Raw genomic sequence first — 15,758 nt, 5'->3', positions numbered from 1 at the left:
TAGTGACTAGAGAATTTTGCAGACTATCGAAGCTATTGACCTTTGCAAATCTGATGAACTGCTGTAAGCAGTATAGTAGATAGCACGTGCAGATTATCTAGCCGAGGATCGACAATTGAATTTTTCCAGATGCCACTTGATAGCTACCATTGAGGTGCTGAGGTGAGCAACTTAAGAGCTAATTGTTGTTCTATGGGTTGAGAAAACAGATATCCTTGAGCAAAATTACAGTTTAAACTTCTCAATTGGGCTAACTGTTCTTGTGTTTCGACGCCTTCTGCGATAGCACTCATCCCCATTGAGTTGGCAATGCCAATCATTGCTGGTACTAACCCCATATTCTCTTTGTTCTCCTGCATCCGTTTGACGAAAGATTTATCAATTTTCAGTGCATTCAAAGGAAAGCTGTGCAGGTAACTCAAAGAGGAATATCCTGTACCAAAGTCATCCATAATCAACTTTATTTTGCGCTGCTTTAGTTGTTGAAGAATTATTTTAATCGCATTAGTATTTTCCATAATTACACTTTCGGTAATTTCTAATTCCAAGTATGCAGGATTTATTTTATTTTCATAAATTATTCGGTCAATTTGTTCTACTAAATTGGGTTGTAAAAATAATCTAGCACTCAAATTAACACTAATAGTTAGGGGTTCTGGTGTCACTAGATGATGTTGCCAGATACTTAATTGATGACAAGCTGACTGTAATACCCAAGTATTGATAACATTAATCAAACCTGTTTCTTCTGCCACAGGAATAAATTCTGTGGGAGAAACTAAACCACGAATCGGATGTTGCCAACGTACCAAGGCTTCAAATCCAGAAATCCTGCCTGTAGTCAGGGAAACAATTGGCTGATAGTAAACAAGAAATTCTTGCCTTTCAACAGCCCTTCGCAGATCATTTTCTAACTCTAAAAGCTGAATAGCCTCCTGATGCATCGCTGGATTAAAAACATGATATTTGGCTCTTCCTTGAGCCTTCGCTCGATACATTGCCGTATCAGCATCTCGTAACAAATACTCTGGGCGTTCGTAATTTTTATTGCCCCAACTAATACCAATACTGGCATTCATGAATACTTCATATCTTGACAGTTTAAAAGCAAGTGATAGCTGTTGTAGAATCCGTTCGGCAACCTGGATTGCTATGTTGATATCTGTGATATTCTCTAAGAGAATCCCAAATTCGTCCCCACCTAATCGCGCTAAAGTATCAATAGGTATCAAACATGCTTGCAGGCGACGAGCAATGGCTATCAGCAATTCATCTCCCACCGGATGACCAAGAGAATCATTGACTACTTTGAAGCGATCGCAGTCCAAAAAAAGTACCGCAAACTGATAACTAGATTCTTGCTTCGCCCGATTGAGAGCATTTTCTAGTCGCCTAATAAACAAAACTCGGTTTGGTAATCCAGTCAGAGAATCATGCAGTGCTATATCTAGCAGTTGACTTTGCAATTTTTGCCGGGAATTGATTTCTTGCTGAAGTTTTTGTAGAGCTTTTTCTAGCTCCTCAGTTCGCTGTTTTACTCGATGTTCCAGTTCGATATTTAGTTTCAATATTTCTAATCGTGCCGATCTCAATGCCAGTTGATTCTGGACGCGTACTAAAACTTCTTGAAACTCAAAAGGTTTAGTAATGTAGTCTACACCACCCACCTTAAAAGCTTTAACTTTGTCAAAAACATCATCTAAAGCGCTAATAAAAATCACCGGAATATCGGCTGTTAGCTCCCAAGCTTTTAAGGTCTGACAAATTTCATAGCCATCTACTTCTGGCATCATAATATCGAGTAGTATTAAATCCGGTAATACTGTTTGAGTTGCTGTTAATGCCATTTGCCAATTCAAGGCTTTACGAACGTTATACCCTTCCCTTGTCAATATAGAAGATAAAACCCGGAGGTTATCAGCCATATCGTCAACGATCAAAATATCTTTTTTATCAGGGTCTAAATGGTCGTAATTCATTCTATGTTTGTTCTAGTCAATTCCATAATTTTCTCAAACTGGTAGTTATTTGCTAAATCCCTAAGAACTTGGAAAACTTGACCATTATCTGATGGAATTTGCTTGAGTAACTCTAAAATCAGTTCATCGCTACAGCTAGCTGCGGCATAGTGGATTTGTTGGAGCCACTCAGGTGACATTTGTGATAAATGGCTTAGGAGTTCGGCAACACTGACAAATATCTGTGTAGGTTGATCGACAACTGCTGTGCTTGTGGTTTGTATTTGGTTGGTATACTTTATACCCAGATGTTGACTCAGTTTTTCCAATAATACTTCCTGTGTGAATGGCTTGCGAATAAAATCATCGCAGCCAATGGACAAAATTTTCTGGCGTTCTTCCTCAAAGGCGCTAGCAGTTAGGGCAATAATGATCGTGTGTGTATTGGAGCAATCCTGTGTTGCTCCAGAGAAGTCGCAAGGGGGAGCTAAGGCTCTTGGCGTCCGCTTTGCAAACGCGGAGGCATCAGAAGCATGATTTTCCATGACACCAGTTGCTTCTCCTGTGGGAGATGCTTTGCGTACAACTTTGAGAACCTTGCAGTCGCCTGAATCAAGGAACCCTGCCGCATACTGGCTCCCCGATGACGCCAGTTGTTTCAATTTTGGGAACCTCCGCAACGTATTGCCCACCCCATCTGCTATTTCTCTTGCTTTAATCATTCTTGTGGCTTCATAGCCATCCATGACGGGCATTCGCATATCCATAAAAATCAAGTGTGGTTGCCAAGATTCCCAATTAGCGATCGCTTCAGTCCCATCTGTAGCTTCTTTGACTTCAAAGCCTAGAGATGTAAGAATTTTAACTAGCAACAGACGGCTTTCTTTGGAGTCGTCAACTACTAAGATCCGGTATGCTTTTTCAGTAGGTGCTAAAGCTAAAATTTTGGATTTAATTTGGTTTTTCGGGATTTCTCTGGGGCAAGTTAGAGCAATCTGCACATCAAAGGCAAATGTACTACCGACACCAGGCATACTGCTGACAGTAATATCTCCTCCCATCAGTTGCACGTATTTGCGGCTAATCGCTAAACCCAGTCCCGTCCCTTGTTGTGATTTTCTACCAATTTCAGTTTGCTCAAAAGCCTCAAACAGCAAGTCAATTTCTTGTGGGGCAATACCACAGCCCGTGTCTTGTACCTCGAAGATTAGGGATTGGGAACTGGGGACTGGGGATTGGGCACAAGAGGCAGAAGGGTAGGAAGTAGAGGGTAAGGGGGAGAATGAATAATTATCTCTTTCCCCCCTGCTCCCTGCTCCCTGCTCCCTGCTCTCTATTCCCTGCTCTCCAGTCCCCAGTCCCCAGTCCCCAGTCCCCAGCCCCCAGTCCCCAGTCCCCAGTCTCACCCGTAGTGTCACCCTCCCTATATCAGTAAATTTAATGGCATTTCCCAAGAGGTTGATCAAGACTTGACACAGTTTATTTTCGTCCGTTTCTATGTACTTAGGGATGTCTTGTGCATATTCAAACCGTAATTCTAAATTTTTAGATGCAGCACGCAGGTGTAACATCTCTTCTAAGTTCTTCAACAGATGAATTAAGTCAAAGCTGCTGCAATTTAATGTGATTCTGCCGGCTTCAATTTTGGACATTTCTAGAATGTCGTTAATTAAGTTGAGCAGATGTTCGCCAGCACGATTAATAATTGCTAAGTTTTCTTGATGTTCGCCAGATAGTGAATAATCTCGACTCATGACTTGGGTAAAACCAAGAATGGCGTTAAGTGGGGTACGCAGTTCGTGGCTCATGTTAGCCAGGAATTCGCTTTTGGCGAGGTTGGCAGCAGCGCTTCGTGCGGCTTCTCGAATGGCTGCTTGTTGTTCTTGTGCAGCAATTTCTTGCGATTGAATCAGTTCTTCTTGGGTAGTTTGCAGTTGCTCGATAACTTGCTGAAACTCTTCAGTACGTTTTTTTACTTGAGCCTCTAAGGTGCGATTGTATTCTGCTAATAACTTTTCTGTTTGTTTGCGTTGGGCGATATCAAAAAATGTGGCGATCGCAAAACCTAGATTTCCGGATTCATCATAGATGGGTTTTCCCAAAACTTCAATGGGAATAATTTTGTCATCATAGCGAATTTCCATATCATCAACCCTGGTACTTTCTCCTTGCAATGCCCTCAAAATCGGCAGGCGATCGCTAGGATAAAGTTGATCTGTCCCGGCAAGGTAAGCTTGAGATATTTCTGACTTTTGGGCGCTAACTTTTGCGTGGACGCCTAGCGATTTGTCGTTAGACATCGCTCCTTGACCAAGAATTTGCTGCCCAATTTGATTTGTATAATAAGGTTTACCTTCAGCATCTATGATAAATACACCTACCGGTATGGCTTCTAAAAATTGAGTGAGCCGACTTTGACTGTGAGATAGTGCCTCATTTAAGATTTGCATCTGGGCATTCTTTGCTGATAAAGCACTAAAGGATGCTTGCAGTTGCTTTGCCATCGTTTCAAATGACTTGGCTAGTTCCCCCAGCTCATCGGAACGCTGAATTTCTGGCGTTTGCTCCCATTCACCTTCAGCAATTTTCTTAGCTGATGTGTTTAATTGTAAAATCGGCTTAATTACCCAACGCGCAGTCAAAACCCCAATTCTTGTGGCTACTAAAAAAGCAACTATGCACAGCAAAATGGTGATGCGGGTGTTAGCGTTAATTTGCTCCATAAATTCGTCTTCGGGAATCACTGCTACGATTAGCCAATCTAAACCCAGATCGTCCCTCCAACTTTTTACCTGCACAAAATAACGCATCCCATCGGCGGTAAAACTTAGCTGTTGTTTTCCCGCAACAAACCCAAGATTGCCAAAGCGTTTGATCAAAGACTGTGTTGTGAGTCTAATTAAAGAATTTTGACTATTTAATGCTGATAGACGTTTTCCTTTACCATTAATTATGGTATATGGTGGATCGCTAGTGGAAGAAGCCACTATTAACCCAGAACGCTCTAAAATAAAAGTTTTACCCGACTCTTTGATCTTTAACTTGGCTAAAAATTTGCCAATTTGTGACAACAGCAAATCAACACTAATCACCCCAACAAATTTGCGATTTTTATCGTAAACAGGATAGCTGGAAGATATGGATAAAATTTCTGGTTTATCTTCCCATTGATAAATTTGACTCCAAACTCGTTTGCCTACCTTAACTGGATCTGTATACCAAGCTTCCACGCGAGGATCGTAATTTTTGACTTCCTGCAAATGGCGGCGATTTCCTTGATTGTCTGTCCTATAAACAGAAAGTTTCCCTGTACCATACTTTTCGCTAACTTCATTAATCAATATCTGGTCATTATCTAGACGTTCAACACCGATAAATTCACCTTTGGGATTGGCAAAGCTGTTGTAACCAACATTGAAAACCTGCATTTGTTTCCAAAAGTAATTTCCGGTGGTTTTAAAGTCCGAAAGGTTAAGCAAACCTAATTCAATTGCATCTAAGTTGATTTGATTGATTTGCTTCGGGGTTGTTAAATAGCTATCAAGATGTTGTTCAATGCGATCGCAGATTTCATTTTCTAATTGCGTAGCAAGTTCCTTTACCGCTTTTTGGCCGTTTTGATACGAAAGATAGCCCACAAGTCCCACCGCCCCACAAATTTGCAATATAAAGGGCACAATCAGAACATACCTCAAGGGCATTTTGGCATAAACTTTGCCAACAAAGCGATTAATAGATTTGACGGGCTGAAGTTTGGATAACATTGTTGTTTAATTCTTCCCCAGCATATATTAGGGGCATTTTTGCAATATAAGCTACATTTAACTACAGCATAATTACGGTTATACCCCCTTATAATCACATATTTTTATATTATTTGTATAAAAAAGAACCAAAAATCTAATTGTATACTTGTTTGACTAGCTGAGTTCCTCCAACGCCTAGTTTTCAAACTTTGCTTAGGCGTAGTCTGTCGTAGACATCGATTAGGTTGGGCAGATACGCCATCGCACCTGAATTTACTCAGTTTTATCTGGCAATATGTCAACAGATTTTCTCGGATGAACTGAAATTTAACCCATAAGCTCCAGTATGCCATTCTAAAATTCAGGTCGCCATTAGCACTCAATCCTAAATTTAATTTTTAATTGCTGATGTCTTGATTTTCTGCTCTCAAAACCTCTGGACGTGTACAAAAACTTGTATTTAAGTACAACAATTTTAAAATTGTCATGCAAATACACAGTAAAAACAAAAAAATCCCAAAAAATTTACTTAGTATTTTTTATTTTAAATAAATGTTAAATTTGTTGTGGAAGTATGTCAACCTCATCGCCGATTTGTAAAATTTTTCCAGATGACGACGGGGGTAATTGCGTATTAACACTCAATCTGTAAAAATGATTAAAGGGTGATGAAGCAACCCAATCTGGCAGAGTTGCTTGTCGCTGGGTTGTAAAAATTTTTTGAAAGTTTGGGTAAGTTTCCCCTAAGTAAGAATCGCGTATTGGGACTATACAACGCTGACATGGGTTAACCCCAAAAAAGTGGACATCTCCCACTCGAAAGGAGACTAAATCACCTTGTTCACAAAATAGCTGATCTTCCCAAAATGCTGGTACACCCCCAATCTCGATGTTGGCACGCATCCGCCGCCGCATTTCATTTACACTTAAACCGGGAAACCAAGAAGCTACCTCGGCCAAGGTTGCCGTACTAATTACCGTTGGGCCAAGTGAGTGTGTATCGTCAGGAAAACCAATCAGAGAGTTTTGTCCCAATATGACAGCAAACTCAAAAAAATCACTCAAAGTCGCTTCTAATGCTGGCCGTTCCTGATCCAGATGAAAAATTTGTTGGAAGTCGCTATCTGGGATTTGCAACGAGATAGTTCTATTTAAGAGTGCAAATTGCGCCCTTAACAAATGGATTTTAGCGTGACGTTTGCCATTGACAAATCTACTCTGTTCGTCAAAAATGGCAAATTCACGGTCATACTGTAGTGCGCCACTGGCAAGAACTTTAGCGTTCTCAACTTCAACACCATCGAGTGACTTAACTGGATACAGCAAAATCTTTGCTAGGTAAGGCGTCATAGCAATTTTGGATTTTGGATTTTGCGTTCGCGTAGCGTGTCGGAGACAAAAGTCGGAGCGCCGGCTTTTGGCCTTAGCGCAACCCGCCGTAGGCACCTGTTAGCGACACAGGAGCATCACTTTTCAAGACGGAGTTTGGATTAAAGATTGGCGATTTAGCAGTCTCCAATCTAAAATCTAAAATTATTTTGTTACTTAATCCATTTGATCAATATTGTTAATTATGGATATATTGGCGATTTATCTATTCCTCCAACATGATTTAGAGGCCAGAAGCGAACTACAGCACGACCAATAATATTCTGACGGGGAACAACACCCCAGCAGCGGCTATCGTAGCTACTGTTACGATTGTCACCTAGTACTAAATATGAATCGGCTGGTATAGTCTGGGGTTTTGCCAAAAAAGGTGGCTGTGGCCCTGATTGGCAAACATCAATGACTGTGGTCTGCCCAGAACTGAGGTAATTGGCTTCTGGAAGGGGTTTGTTGTTGATATAGACTTTGCCATCCTTAAGTTGTATTTTTTCTCCAGGTAAGCCAATTACACGTTTAATAAAAGCATCCTGGTATTGTTCTTTTTGTAGCTCTTTGGTAGGTGAAAATACTACAATATCTCCCCGCTGGGGGTCAGCAAATTTATACTTCAACTTATCGACAATGATTTTGTCTGCCTCCCACTGGTTTGGCGTACCATGCAGAGTCGGTTCCATCGATCCAGAAGGAATCCACCGTGCTTCTGCAACAAAGGTACGAATTCCCAGAGCTAGAACAATACTCAATACAATTGTTCTACCTAGCTCTGCGATCCAGGAATTATCAGGTTGTTGACTAGAGTTGTTATCAGACACTTGATTATGCATGAAATTACTTAACTTGATGAGAGATGTAGGTAATTAACTCGCCTAGTGAGACTTTATCTGTTAATCTTAACGGGAAAATTTTAATTTCCTAGTCATGTTTGCATCTTGACTACCAATTTTAGATTGTGGATTTTAGATTTTGGATTGGGGTGTTTGTTCTGGGTCATGACTCGCCTCTGGTGGGCGAAACCAATGTAAAATAACTAAGCCGCATCCCTTCTATGCTACGCTCAATCCCAAATCCCAAATCTAAAATCCAAAATTGATTGACGGGGTTCTTCATAAATTAAAAATAAACTTTTTTTTAACGCGTGGCAAAAATTGGTTACTCTGATCGCGAATCAGTTTAACCTAAAAGCATAGTTCTCTGTAATACATAGCCCCCTGTCTGAACAAAGTTATCCCTATGTCATCTCCACAAATTTTACTGATTCGCCGCGCTCGCATAATCTTACCCAATGGTGAACTGATGATTGGGGATGTGTTGACGCGCGATCGCCAAATAGTCGAAGTTGCGCCAGAAATCTCCCAAACACCACTAGCCACTGAAGTTGACGCAGAAGGCTTAACTTTGTTGCCAGGAGTTATTGATCCGCAGGTGCATTTCCGGGAACCTGGACTAGAACACAAAGAAGATTTATTCACTGCTAGTTGTGCCTGTGCTAAAGGGGGAGTCACAACATTTTTGGAAATGCCCAATACGCGTCCTTTAACAACGACACAGCAGGCTTTAGACGATAAGCTAGAACGTGCTTCCCACAAGTCCTTGGTTAATTATGGCTTTTTTATTGGGGCAACAGCAGAGAATCTACCAGATTTGCTTTTAGCAAAACCAACACCGGGAATTAAGATTTTCATGGGGTCGATGCATGGTCAGTTGCTAGTTGATGGCGAAACAGCACTCTCTGCGATATTTGCCAAAGGCGATCGCTTGATTGCCGTTCATGCCGAAGACCAAGCTAGAATCAATCAACGACGCCAAGAATTTGCCAACATTCACGATCCAGCTGTTCACTCCCAAATTCAAGATGATCAAGCGGCGTTGCTGGCAACCCAACTGGCATTAAAACTTTCTCAAAAATATCAACGTCGTCTGCATATTCTCCACATGTCAACAGCGCTAGAAGCAGATTTGCTGCGGCAGGAGAAACCGAGTTGGGTGACAGCCGAGGTAACGCCACAGCATTTGTTGTTGAATACTAGTGCATATCAGCAGATTGGTACTTTAGCACAGATGAATCCACCTTTGCGATCGCCCCACGATAACGAAGTTCTCTGGCAAGCTTTACGCGATGGCGTGATTGATTTCATCGCTACAGATCACGCGCCGCACACCTTAGAAGAAAAAGCTCAAGAATACCCCAATAGTCCTTCGGGAATGCCTGGGGTAGAAACTTCCCTAGCTTTGATGTTAACTGCGGCGATGCAGGGAAAGTGTACTGTTGCCCAAGTTGTTAACTGGATGTCTAAAGCTGTAGCTGTAGCTTATGGTATTCCCAATAAAGGAGCGATCGCACCTGGTTATGATGCCGATTTAGTGCTTGTAGATTTAAACACATACCGCCCAGTCCGGCGCGAGGAGCTTTTAACGAAATGTCGTTGGAGTCCTTTTGAAGGCTGGAACTTAACCGGCTGGGCTAAAACCACTATTGTTGGCGGTGAAATAGTTTATGACAAAGGCCAGGTAAATACGCAAGTGCGGGGTAAAGCTTTAACTTTCTTATAGCAAATATTTATTTAAGCTTACGTAGTAGACGAATAACTATATATCAAAGTCATACTTGAACTGGCAAGATTTTCATCTATCCAGAGTCAAGACTAGGGTGTGTTTTCAAACTACTCGTTTAGCCTCCTAACGTTTGAGATCCCTCTAAATCCACGCCACTTGCTTCAAAACGCAGTGGCTACCCTTTTTAATGGGGGATCTAAGACTTGAAAAACACGCCCTAGACCAATGCAGTTTGGTTAAACCTAAAAGGCGAAAATTTTTGTTTTTCCTCCTTTACCTTTTAACCAAAAAGTATTGACTTGTCTCTGTATCAAAAATTGCAACTTGAAACCCTGAATTGATTTGCAAGTGTTTCAAGTCAAATCTTCAATAACTACTCCCTTCCTGTTATAAGATTACCTATTTATTCTTATTTTCTCTAACGAGATGCTGCGCGATGGCGTACCACATCTACGTTAAAAAAACTTAGGTATTCTTTCAACCGGATAAGAGTAAACAAAATAAAACCCTATTGCGACTAATCTGATAATACTTGACCTTCATCCAGGTCATGTATTCCCCAGAAACTATGTCTGGAAACATAACCATAGAAATAATCAAGGAGAATTGCTATGTCTTTTAAAATTTTGGCTTTAGACGGTGGCGGTATTCGGGGAGTCGTTGCAGCGCGAATACTTCAACAAGTAGAACAAGAAATTAGAAATCAGGGGAAAGGAAACTTTTTACACGAATACTTTGATCTGATTGCTGGTACTTCTACTGGTTCAATATTAGCAGGAGGGATTGCTATAGGAAAGGAGAGTAATGAACTTATTAAACTGTATAGAGATAGAGGTAAAGATATATTCCCACTAGAGAGAAAAGAGCGTTATAAAAACTTGCCGTCTATTATCAAATCAATTATTGATGTATTCTCAGAATCTAAATATTCTCATGATGGAATTATTAGCGTCCTCAAAGATGCCTATAAATCTACAAGAATAAAGGATATTGAAAAACCTATGATTTTGATTCTTGCTTACGATACGCTATATCGAAACACCACCTTTTTTACAAATTGTCATCCCGATTTAGGAGACAGATGGTACGATGACTGTTATTTATGGGAAATATGTACCGCTTCTGCTTCAGCACCCACTTTATTTCCAGCATATAAATTAGAACCTGTAGATAAACAAAAATTTGGTGATTGGGAATTTCCCCACATTGATGGCGGAGTTTCTGCTAATAACCCCTCTCTAGCAGCTTTGAGTCTAGTTATGAGGATCAGTCAGTCTTCAGTCTCTCCAGAAATCAAGCAAAAATATAAACTCGATAATCTGCGATTGGAAGATATTTCTATCCTTTCTATTGGTACTGGTCAAACTGGTGAACCATATCAATATGAGCAAATAAGCAAATGGAGAGGCTTAGACTGGGTAAAAAATCTTACTAACATCTTTATGGAACCTACATCTGAGATTGATAGTACAATTTGCCGACAAATCATGGGTGGGTATGATTCTAAACGTTATTTACGTCTTCAGTTTGACTTAAATGAGACATTTAAACCCAAGCCAAAAGAGACTTATAAAGATCCTCGGATTGTATTACCTCCAGAAGATCGAAAAAACCGATTTACAGGCGAAAAAGTCAGTGAAGAAATAGATAACACTAATTCCGAGATTCTTCAGGAGTTAATAGATACTACTTCTGCATTTATTGATCAAGGTCTTACGTACTATACCAGAGACGACTACGGTTCCCCGATCAAAAAGGCGATCACTTCTTTCATTAGAGATAACTAGTGCATTCACGTAGGCATATTAACGTCAGCTAATTTAGGATAAAAAATCTCGTATTTCTACGATAATTTCTGTAGAAATACGAGATTTTTAGTTAATATGTTCTTAACGTCAGTGCTAATTACAGATGTGAATAAAAGAATTTATTGCTAGTTAAAATTATTAAAATTATTTTTACAAATTTAAAAATTAGTTTCTTTTATGTATAGATTTTGAACCTAACTTGGGAATACTAAGTGTAAGGAAAGTTAGAGGACTCATACAGAAGCTGATTATTGTTTAACTTTTCTCTACTAGCTTTCACTGCTAAATAATCCAGATTATTTCTCCAAATGACAGTAGAGAAATAATCTACTTCAACTAAGCTGATTAAGTTCTGTAAAAACTTTCATTTAACCCAACAACAGTTTATTTACACTTGCTTGATTCGTACACCAACCATCTAAATCAGTTTTTAACTGCTTATTACAGTAATAAAGCTACTAGATGCCAATCCTGAATATACATCCCATTTAGTTAAGAATCACTGTAGGTTCAATACTATTCGGATAAGATACGCCCGCCTGGATTGACACCCTTTTTCAAGAGAGTTAGTGCGTTGCGAACTTTCCCAAAGTTATAGTAACTGGCGTCGGCTTGGCTGACTGCCAATTTTAGATTGAAGAAAAGCTGATTTGAGATTTTTTGGTTGATATAACAATGTTAGTGACTGATAGTGGCGAGCGTGGTAGTGGCAGATAGGACGAGTGTAAAGTTCTCCCTTGACTATTTGCAGAAATTTTTTAGTGTTGTGATTAAAAAAGTTAAATCCCTCGGACTTAAGTCGAGAGATGAGCTTAAATAGCGGCAATAACTTTGCTAATGGCACAATTGAATGGTGTGAGTTCGACTTGACGAGTGCCCCCATGCCCATAAGTCAAACTCACACTCAGATAACTATCTGGCTTGTAGGGTAATCGTTCTGCCCATTCAACTGCCACAATTCCTAGCATGACTTCAACACCTTCCCAGTAACTTTCTAAATTCAGGGCTGCAACTTCTTGTGGTTCTAAGCGATACAAATCCAGGTGGTAAAGGGGGAGGCGTCCTTCTGTGTACTCATTAATCAGTGTGAAAGTGGGGCTAACAATGGGTTCAGCGATTCCCAAACCTTTGCCAATGCCTTGAACTAAGGTAGTTTTACCAGCGCCTAAATCACCTTCTAGTAAAATTACACTCCCAGGGGTCAGGGATTCACCAAGAGTAATACCTAAGCGTAGCGTCGCCTCTGTATCCGCAAGAAAAATTTTCATAATTAATTATTGGTCATTGGTCATTAGTCATTAGTCTAAACAAAGGACAAATGAGTAATGACTAATGACTAATTTTTATCTTCCGTGATGACCTTTACCGTACCACCGTAACAACACTTGTGCTAGTTTCTGCGGATTGTGACGGACAAAACCCGTTTCATCTTCATACAAAACATTAGCTGGAACAATCCTTCGTCCAAGCTGAATTACGGCTTCTCTATCCAGGAAAACGGGATGGGAGTTTTGTTGGGCGTAGCGGATGAGTGATTGCTCCGAGGGGGATTTTTTGTGTATTAGCACAGCATCGAATAGCCGTCTTTGCCCACAAGCAGCATCAATTGCTCTGATATGATCGGCAACAGTATAGCCTTCAGTTTCTCCTGGTTGAGTCATTATATTGCAGATATAAATACGGGGGGCAGCTGTTTGAGCGATCGCATCGGCAATTTCTGGTACTAATAAATTAGGAATCAGGCTAGTGTAAAGGCTACCTGGGCCAATAATGATGTAATCAGCTTCTTTAAGTGCCTTAATAGCTGCTGGCACCGCTGGAGGATTATCTGGAATGCAGCCTATTTTGACAATTTTACCACCAGCTTTGGGAATGCTAGACTCCCCATCAATCCGGCGACCATCGGCTAATTCTGCCCAGAGGCGAACATCACTGAGAGTTGCTGGTAGTACTTGCCCCCGCACTGCTAGCACTTTAGAACTGGCTGCAACTGCTTGTTCTAAATCTCCAGTAATATCACTCATTGCTGTTAAAAACAAATTGCCAAAACTGTGACCCGTTAACCCATCTCCAGCCCGAAAACGGTATTGAAACAATTCTGTTAATAACTTTTCTTCATCTGCTAGTGCAGCCAAACAATTGCGAATATCGCCTGGTGGTAACACTCCAAATTCTTGACGCAACCGCCCAGAAGATCCACCATCATCAGCTACAGTGACGATCGCAGTAATATTCGCGCTGTAGGTTTTCAGTCCTCTCAACAACGTAGAAAGTCCCGTACCACCACCAATTACCACTATTTTCGGGCCTCGGTACAATCGACGATGAGCCATCAAGACATCAATGAGTTCCTCGCCACCTTCTGCTCTCAGTACCTTAGTAATTGAGCCGACGGTGCGAGTTTGCCCCCAAAGTACTAACAGCAAACCGCCAAGCAGCACCAAAGGCCCGCTGATATAGTTGGGCAACATGTTGGTGATTACTCCCAGGAAACCCCTAACCAACTCGATCATCCAAAAAATTGGGGTGAGCTTAATCCAAATAGCTAACCCCAAACTCGCCAGCAGTACACCCCCAACACTGATCAACAACCAACGTTTTACCGATAGTCCAGGGGATAACCATTTGAACCACTGGTTAACCCGATAGGAAGTACGAGAGCGCGACTGCTTTTGCAGGGCGTTGAGGGCTTGTCTGAGAAAACCATTTGACATACCTGATTCGGAGCAGTGCTACAAACAATAATTAACAGAAAACGTACACCACTTGGTTTAAAACACTAGGCGTGAAACTATTATATTTGTCAATCCCATTAGACTAAGAGCAAGTGGTCAAGATTGCCAGTATTCCTAGTTAAACAATACCCTGGCTTGGTAAAAGTGATTTTAATGGAAAAACGAATTTTAGGATTAGATCCAGGACTGGCAATTTTAGGGTTTGGGGCAATTAGCTATACACAAAAGCTCAACAAAGTGCCAGAGACTACAGTAAATATGCTGGATTTTGGGGTAATTAAAACGTCGGCAGATGTAGAAATGGGACAGCGCCTATGTACCTTATTCGATGATTTACACACCTTGATGGAGGAATTTCAACCGGATTTGGTTGCGATCGAGAAACTCTTCTTCTATCGTATGTCAAGTACAATCCTGGTTGCACAGGCGCGGGGTATAGTCATTTTGGTGTTGGGGCAGCGTCGTCTCCCCTATGTAGAGTTTACGCCTGCTCAAATTAAACAAGCTTTAACGGGGTATGGCAATGCCGATAAGTCGGAAGTGCAAGAAGCGGTGGCGCGGGAGTTGGATTTAGATGAAATTCCCAAGCCTGATGATGCTGCGGATGCTTTGGCGGTAGCTTTGACTGCTTCTTATCAGTTGTAGGTGTTGTAATATCATGTTCGGATAAATTCAGATAAATACTTGTAATGGAGATGTAGCCGCTCTGGGGTTGGGGAGAGGTCTAATATCAAGTTCGGGTGATTACTGATAATAAAATCTATTAAGTAAATAATCCTGCTTAATAGATGCTGTTGATATCGTACTATTTATAACAATATATTTGCAAAATAAAAGAGTATGGAGAGATAGGATTGATACAGTAAAGTCTTAGTATATAAGCCACTAAACCGATAAATTGTGGCTAAAGTCATGGTCAGATTCATGACTTTTTTCATCAGATATTGTGTAAGAGATTTATATAATAGTCGTATCCAATCAAAGTGATATTTTTATTTTATACCCAAAGTGCTAGATATTAGCAGAAGCTAATTCCTAATCATCACTTTTCCCTTTTTTATATGTAATCAGACTACCAAAACTAAGTTACAAGTATTTCGGGAGATTTCTGGAAGAAGCATTGTGCCTTGTGTAGTCAAATTCAAATTCAAACATCACTTGATGCTTTCATCAGATCAAGGGAGGACTCATGATTAATCGAGCTATAGACATAATCTTCGTCGATTCATTTGCCTTTGTAATTAATATTACATTTGGTACACTGCTTCATAGTAAAATATGTAATTACTCATGGGAAGGAAAAACACCATTAGATCAACAAACGGAAGAAATTAGCTCTAATTCGTCAATTTCAACATCATCTTCGGAAAACATAGATTTAAGCACTTCTGTCTTAAGTAAATATCCCAAAGTGAATGCAAAAATGAAAGCAGAAGCTTTGAGTAAAAAGACTTCGACTAGTGCATAGGAGAAGAAGTGCAGGGAAGCAGGGGGAGACAAATCAATTCAAAATTCAAAACGAAGAATCCATTCTCCTAACTCCTCCCCCCCTAACTCAGCACTCCAAAC

10 protein-coding genes are annotated in these 15,758 nt (G+C 40.5%); 4 read left to right on the top strand and 6 right to left on the bottom strand.

What is annotated here, in order from left to right; all coding sequences use genetic code 11:
- Window positions 1-143 precede the first annotated feature (143 nt).
- The 4 genes from HWQ44_RS25235 to lepB all read right to left on the bottom strand — a co-directional run bounded on the left by HWQ44_RS25235 (window position 144) and on the right by lepB (window position 7,917).
- Window positions 144-1,979 carry an EAL domain-containing protein gene (locus HWQ44_RS25235; RefSeq protein WP_292724456.1) on the bottom strand — a complete coding sequence of 612 codons (1,836 nt, stop codon included), beginning with the start codon at window positions 1,977-1,979 and terminating at the stop codon, window positions 144-146.
- A complete protein-coding gene (locus HWQ44_RS25230) occupies window positions 1,976-5,722 on the bottom strand; it encodes an ATP-binding protein (RefSeq protein WP_292724455.1) in 3,747 nt (1,248 codons plus the stop codon). The genes HWQ44_RS25235 and HWQ44_RS25230 overlap by 4 nt, the downstream gene beginning before the upstream one ends.
- A 537-nt stretch (window positions 5,723-6,259) precedes the next feature.
- A complete protein-coding gene (locus HWQ44_RS25225) occupies window positions 6,260-7,054 on the bottom strand; it encodes an MOSC N-terminal beta barrel domain-containing protein (protein ID WP_292724454.1) in 795 nt (264 codons plus the stop codon).
- 221 nt (window positions 7,055-7,275) lie between these two features.
- Entirely contained in the window at window positions 7,276-7,917 is a 642-nt protein-coding gene (lepB, locus tag HWQ44_RS25220) for a signal peptidase I (protein WP_292724452.1), read from the bottom strand.
- A gap of 406 nt (window positions 7,918-8,323) precedes the next feature.
- Here lepB and HWQ44_RS25215 point away from each other — a divergent pair, with 406 nt between their 5' ends.
- Window positions 8,324-9,643, top strand: coding sequence for a dihydroorotase (locus tag HWQ44_RS25215; protein ID WP_292724451.1), 1,320 nt, complete (start codon window positions 8,324-8,326; stop codon window positions 9,641-9,643).
- A gap of 614 nt (window positions 9,644-10,257) precedes the next feature.
- Window positions 10,258-11,433, top strand: a complete 1,176-nt coding sequence (locus HWQ44_RS25210; RefSeq protein WP_292724449.1) for a patatin-like phospholipase family protein — start codon at window positions 10,258-10,260, stop codon at window positions 11,431-11,433.
- An 833-nt stretch (window positions 11,434-12,266) separates the two neighbouring features.
- Here the strand turns inward: HWQ44_RS25210 and tsaE are convergent.
- Together tsaE and HWQ44_RS25200 are read right to left on the bottom strand one after the other, a co-directional pair.
- Window positions 12,267-12,722, bottom strand: a complete 456-nt coding sequence (gene tsaE, locus HWQ44_RS25205; protein ID WP_292724447.1) for a tRNA (adenosine(37)-N6)-threonylcarbamoyltransferase complex ATPase subunit type 1 TsaE — start codon at window positions 12,720-12,722, stop codon at window positions 12,267-12,269.
- 75 nt (window positions 12,723-12,797) lie between these two features.
- Window positions 12,798-14,168: a gluconeogenesis factor YvcK family protein gene (locus HWQ44_RS25200; protein WP_292724445.1), complete on the bottom strand. Its 1,371-nt coding sequence runs from the start codon at window positions 14,166-14,168 to the stop codon at window positions 12,798-12,800.
- A 174-nt stretch (window positions 14,169-14,342) separates the two neighbouring features.
- Between HWQ44_RS25200 and ruvC the strand changes: the two genes are divergently transcribed.
- Together ruvC and HWQ44_RS25190 are read left to right on the top strand one after the other, a co-directional pair.
- The gene (ruvC, locus tag HWQ44_RS25195) at window positions 14,343-14,834 is read left to right on the top strand and encodes a crossover junction endodeoxyribonuclease RuvC (protein WP_292724437.1); all 492 of its coding nucleotides are present in this window, start codon (window positions 14,343-14,345) and stop codon (window positions 14,832-14,834) included.
- A gap of 544 nt (window positions 14,835-15,378) precedes the next feature.
- Window positions 15,379-15,657: a hypothetical protein gene (locus HWQ44_RS25190; RefSeq protein ID WP_292724435.1), complete on the top strand. Its 279-nt coding sequence runs from the start codon at window positions 15,379-15,381 to the stop codon at window positions 15,655-15,657.
- Window positions 15,658-15,758: the final 101 nt, after the last annotated feature.

This window comes from Nostoc sp. JL34, assembly GCF_017114945.1.
Lineage (GTDB): Bacteria > Cyanobacteriota > Cyanobacteriia > Cyanobacteriales > Nostocaceae > Nostoc.
This window is presented reverse-complemented; position numbering and strand designations above follow the sequence as displayed.

What these genes read in the sequence shown, in the direction of transcription:
- HWQ44_RS25235 (WP_292724456.1), bottom strand. Translation starts at nt 1,979, where the DNA reads ATGAATTACGACCATTTAGACCCTGATAAAAAAGATATTTTGATCGTT.
- HWQ44_RS25230 (WP_292724455.1), bottom strand. Translation starts at nt 5,722, where the DNA reads ATGTTATCCAAACTTCAGCCCGTCAAATCTATTAATCGCTTTGTTGGC.
- HWQ44_RS25225 (WP_292724454.1), bottom strand. Translation starts at nt 7,054, where the DNA reads ATGACGCCTTACCTAGCAAAGATTTTGCTGTATCCAGTTAAGTCACTC.
- lepB (WP_292724452.1), bottom strand. Translation starts at nt 7,917, where the DNA reads ATGCATAATCAAGTGTCTGATAACAACTCTAGTCAACAACCTGATAAT.
- HWQ44_RS25215 (WP_292724451.1), top strand. Translation starts at nt 8,324, where the DNA reads ATGTCATCTCCACAAATTTTACTGATTCGCCGCGCTCGCATAATCTTA.
- HWQ44_RS25210 (WP_292724449.1), top strand. Translation starts at nt 10,258, where the DNA reads ATGTCTTTTAAAATTTTGGCTTTAGACGGTGGCGGTATTCGGGGAGTC.
- tsaE (WP_292724447.1), bottom strand. Translation starts at nt 12,722, where the DNA reads ATGAAAATTTTTCTTGCGGATACAGAGGCGACGCTACGCTTAGGTATT.
- HWQ44_RS25200 (WP_292724445.1), bottom strand. Translation starts at nt 14,168, where the DNA reads ATGTCAAATGGTTTTCTCAGACAAGCCCTCAACGCCCTGCAAAAGCAG.
- ruvC (WP_292724437.1), top strand. Translation starts at nt 14,343, where the DNA reads ATGGAAAAACGAATTTTAGGATTAGATCCAGGACTGGCAATTTTAGGG.
- HWQ44_RS25190 (WP_292724435.1), top strand. Translation starts at nt 15,379, where the DNA reads ATGATTAATCGAGCTATAGACATAATCTTCGTCGATTCATTTGCCTTT.